The organism is Bradyrhizobium sp. AS23.2 (assembly GCF_001908185.1).
In the GTDB taxonomy this organism is placed as follows: Bacteria; Pseudomonadota; Alphaproteobacteria; order Rhizobiales; family Xanthobacteraceae; genus Bradyrhizobium.
Window position 1 is genome coordinate 1 of the sequence record NZ_LGHM01000243.1, and the last position, 3,897, is coordinate 3,897.

Sequence of the window (3,897 nt, forward strand, 5' to 3'; positions counted from 1 at the left end):
AAGGCCGTGTGTTGGGCTTCACCTGTATGCTGCTGTGCGGTCTCCTTGCGCTACATCTTCGCGCAGCGGACCGCGGGTGCTAGCTGGCACCCGGCCTTCCCTGCGCCCTCTTGATTGAGAGGGGGAGCGACGAAGCAAAGCTCGGGCGAAATGCGCCGCGAGGATGCGAAGGTGTGCCTGCAAGGCCGTAGGATGGGTAGAGCACTTGCGAAACCCATCATGCATCCGCGTGGAGGAAAGCGTTGATGGGTTTCGCTTCGCTCTACCCATCCTACGAGTGCTGCGCATTGGAGGATCGCGATGCTGCCTCATACTCCGTCATTGCGAGCGCAGCGAAGCAATCCAGAATCTTTCCGCGGCAACAGTCTGGATTGCTTCGCTGCGCTCGCAATGACGATGTAGCGACAGCGGTGCGCCACACTTCTCACTCGTGCCCCGGACGCAGCGCAGTGCCACTTCGGCGGTGCGCTGCAGAGCCGGGGCCCATGTCGCCGAGAGCAATCCGTGTGGCTTGGGTCCCGGCTCTGCGCAGCAACGCTTGCGCGTTGCAGCGCGCCCGGGACACGAGAGCATCAATGACCGCGTTTTGTCTCTTCGCCACCACCCGCAGCCACCACATCCGGCGCCATTGCCGCCCATGCACTGGACGCGAACTGCCTTCTCCATGTCACGATCACCACCGCCGCCGTGCTCACGAACAGCACCCAGGGGCTGATGAACCAGCCGAGATAGCCAAGCGCGAAGAAGAAGGCGCGCTGGCCGCGGTTGAAATGGCGGCCGGCGGATTCGAACAGACGCGAGGTGCGGATGACATGGGCTTCGGCCTCGGGTGTGTCGCGCTGCGAGACGGGCGGCATGCCGCCGAACAGGATTGCGACATAGTTGAACAGGCGATAGGCCCAGGCGAACTTGAAGAAGGCGTAGACGCAGATCAGCACCAGGCCGACGCATTTCAATTCCCACAGCGCGGGCGAGGGGCTGAGGTCGATCGGCAGCTTGCCGAGGATCGTGATCGCGTCGTTGGTGGCATGCAGAAGGGCCAGCGCGCCGCCGAGCGCGAACAGGCTGGTGGAGGCGAAGAAGGCGGTGCCGTTCTGGAGCGAGGCCATGATCTGCATGTCGACCATGCGCGCGTCGCGGTCGAGCAGGCGGCGTACCCAGACCTCGCGATAGTCGTTCATGCGTGCCGACAGGCTGTTACGGCCATAGGCCGAATGCTCCAGCGTCATGGCGTAGACCAGCCATTCGATGATGAAGAAGCCGACCGCCGTGATGTCGACCCAATGCCTGCTCATGTCTCTCTCCTCGCGAGGACCGCAACGATTGCCACGCATGGCTAGTCGCGGCAACGATTGATTGGCGGCGGGCGAAAGCGCTACAAGCAGCCCGCACCAAGGCGTCTTCAGGCAAGGATCAGTCCACATGGCAGCGCTCAAGCTCGCGATCGGCAACAAGAACTACTCGTCATGGTCGATGCGGCCCTGGCTCGCACTGCGCGCCAACGACATCCCGTTCGTGGAGACCGTGATTCCGCTCTACACCGACAATCCCGCGGACAAGGAGCAGATCCTGTCTTTCAGCCGCGCCGGCAAGGTGCCGGTGCTGGTCGACGGCGACACCACGGTGTGGGATTCGCTCGCGATCATCGAATACATCGCCGAGCGCTATCCGGAGAAGAAGCTGTGGCCCGACGATGTCTCGGCCCGCGCGCATGCCCGTTCGGTCTGTGCCGAGATGCATTCAGGGTTCGTGGCTCTGCGCAGCGAATGCGGCATGAACCTCCACCGCCCGATCCGGCCCGTGACATTGTCGGCGGATGCGCTCGCCAACATCGCGCGCGTGCAGGAGATCTGGCGCGAGTGCCGGACGCGCTACGGCGCCAAGGGGCCGTTCCTGTTCGGCCGCTTCGGCGCTGCGGATGCGATGTACGCCCCTGTCGTGCATCGTTTCCGCACCTACGCGATCGAGGTCACGCCGGAGACCAAGGCCTACATGGACACGATGATGGCGATGCCGGCGTTCCAGGAGTGGACGCGCGACGGGCTCGCTGAAACGCTTGTCATCGAAAAGTTCGAGAACGTGTAACCCGCAATTGTGATTGGGCGTCGCTTGACGGCACGCCGCATGGCGGCGCTCAATCGCAGCGGTAGGGCTTAGGAGAGGGCACGGCCATGGGAATCCTGGACTCGCTGGAGAACAACCCTGCGCTCCGCAGCGCGCTCAGTCAGCTTGGCGCGACGGTGCTGCCAGCCGTGCTGAACGAAGTGCTCGGCAGCAACAGCCAGGGTGGCCTCAGCGCGATCGTGGCGAAGCTCCAGCAGTCCGGCTTCGGCGATCAGGTCAAATCCTGGCTCGGCAACGGCCAGAACCTGCCGATCTCGGCCGACCAGCTCCGCGCGGTTCTCGGCAGCGACACCGTTCGCCAACTGGCTGCGCGCTACAACATCCCGGTCGACCAGCTCGGTCGGATCCTGGCCCAGGAACTGCCCAAGGCCGTGGATCACGCGAGCCCCGACGGCCATTTGCCCCACACTGCCTGAAGGGCCCGTTCCGGTGGTATCATCCGCCGCCCGGTTCCCTAGCTATCATCCTGAAGAAACTGCCGGATTGGCGCGTTAGCCAGCCCTGTATACTGCTGGCCAAAACAGCCCGCCGCGTGCTATACAGCGCCACGGGTTTCGAGCCAGCCGTCGCAGTGGGACCCTGGGCACGGCCGGCGCTGTTTGAGTCATGGAGATGGGTGTTGAAGCATAAATTCCCTGTGGGCACTCGCGTATTGTTCACAGCCAGCAACATCGCGCGCCCGGCTGCCAGCGGAACCTATGAGGTCATCCGCCTGCTGCCGACGGAAGGCGACGACTGCCAGTACCGGATCAAGAGCTCCACCGAGGCCTTCGAACGGGTCGCCAGGGAAAGCCAGCTCGCTCAGTCCTGAAGGTGACGGGACGGCGCATCGACGCCGCAAACGAATTTGTTCTTCCCGCCGTCAAAAGGCCCGTTTCGCCTCAACAGGGTGGACCGGGGGCAGTTGCCGACTCGCGGTGCTCGCTTTGACCATTCGCTCTTTGCTGGCGTGAGGGGACGTCGCGCATGAACTGGGCGTTCGACCAAATCTGGCGCTCGCCGGCCTTTCCGATGTGGCTGACGCTGGCGGCTGCCGGCTTCTTCGCACTGATCCTCCTGATCACGCTCCTGCGCGCCGAGAAGTCGGTCGCCAACGGCGCGCTGACTGTCATTACACTGCTCGCCATTGCCATCGCGGTCGCTGCCACTGGGCGCGTCTATGGACCGGCGGGGGAGTCCGCTCCGACTGAGGCGCGCGCGCAAGCTGCGGTCACCGCGAGCCTGCCGGCTCTGTCCTGTCTCGATGATCTGGCCGGCGATATAGTGGCCGCTGGCTGCGAGAAAGCCCTGTTCGGCGCGCCTGACGCGGCAGCTGCGGCCGTCTCCTACACGGCCGCCAGGATCGACCGGCTGACCGCGCTCGGTGATGCTGCGACCGCCGAGAAGAGCCTGACACTGGACAGGAAGGTGCTGCGCAAGGCGCTGGAGCGCGACCGCTACGGCTTAGTTGCGCAGGTGCTGGTCGCGCGCGACGGCTGCTCGCAGTTCGATTGCGCCGCGTTCCGCTCGCTGACCGATCAGCGGCAGGTCGCCGCGAACATGGATTCCCATCTCTACGACACGCTGGTCGCGCGCTATGCGCCGACCTGGAACGCGCCTGCAATGGCGGCGCCGCCGATGCCGGCCGCGGGCGCGCTTGCCGGGCTGGCGCCCTCGATGCCGACGGGCAAGCCGACCAACGCGGAGTTCCCGAGCGCCTCGTCGACACCGCCGGTGAGCATCATGAGTCCGGAGCCGCCCACGGCGGCAACGCGCCAGGCGGCGCCCGCCGCA

Annotated in this window: 5 protein-coding genes; 4 read left to right on the top strand and 1 reads right to left on the bottom strand. The window is 65.2% G+C overall.

Features of this window, described 5'->3' with window-relative positions; translation table 11 throughout:
• Positions 1-572 precede the first annotated feature (572 nt).
• Positions 573-1,295 (bottom strand): DUF599 domain-containing protein, encoded by a 723-nt coding sequence (locus AC630_RS39010; protein ID WP_074123673.1) that lies wholly within the window; start codon positions 1,293-1,295, stop codon positions 573-575.
• 127 nt (positions 1,296-1,422) lie between these two features.
• Here AC630_RS39010 and AC630_RS39015 point away from each other — a divergent pair, with 127 nt between their 5' ends.
• The 4 genes from AC630_RS39015 to AC630_RS39030 form a co-directional block, all read left to right on the top strand.
• Positions 1,423-2,085 carry a glutathione S-transferase family protein gene (locus tag AC630_RS39015; RefSeq protein ID WP_074123674.1) on the top strand — a complete coding sequence of 221 codons (663 nt, stop codon included), beginning with the start codon at positions 1,423-1,425 and terminating at the stop codon, positions 2,083-2,085.
• 86 nt (positions 2,086-2,171) lie between these two features.
• On the top strand, positions 2,172-2,540 hold the full coding sequence (locus tag AC630_RS39020) for a YidB family protein (RefSeq protein WP_074123675.1): 369 nt from the start codon (positions 2,172-2,174) through the stop codon (positions 2,538-2,540).
• A 203-nt stretch (positions 2,541-2,743) separates the two neighbouring features.
• Entirely contained in the window at positions 2,744-2,935 is a 192-nt protein-coding gene (locus tag AC630_RS39025; protein WP_074123677.1) for a hypothetical protein, read from the top strand.
• A gap of 155 nt (positions 2,936-3,090) precedes the next feature.
• Positions 3,091-3,897, top strand: an 807-nt coding sequence (locus AC630_RS39030; protein WP_074123676.1) for a hypothetical protein, incomplete at its 3' end; no start/stop codon positions are given.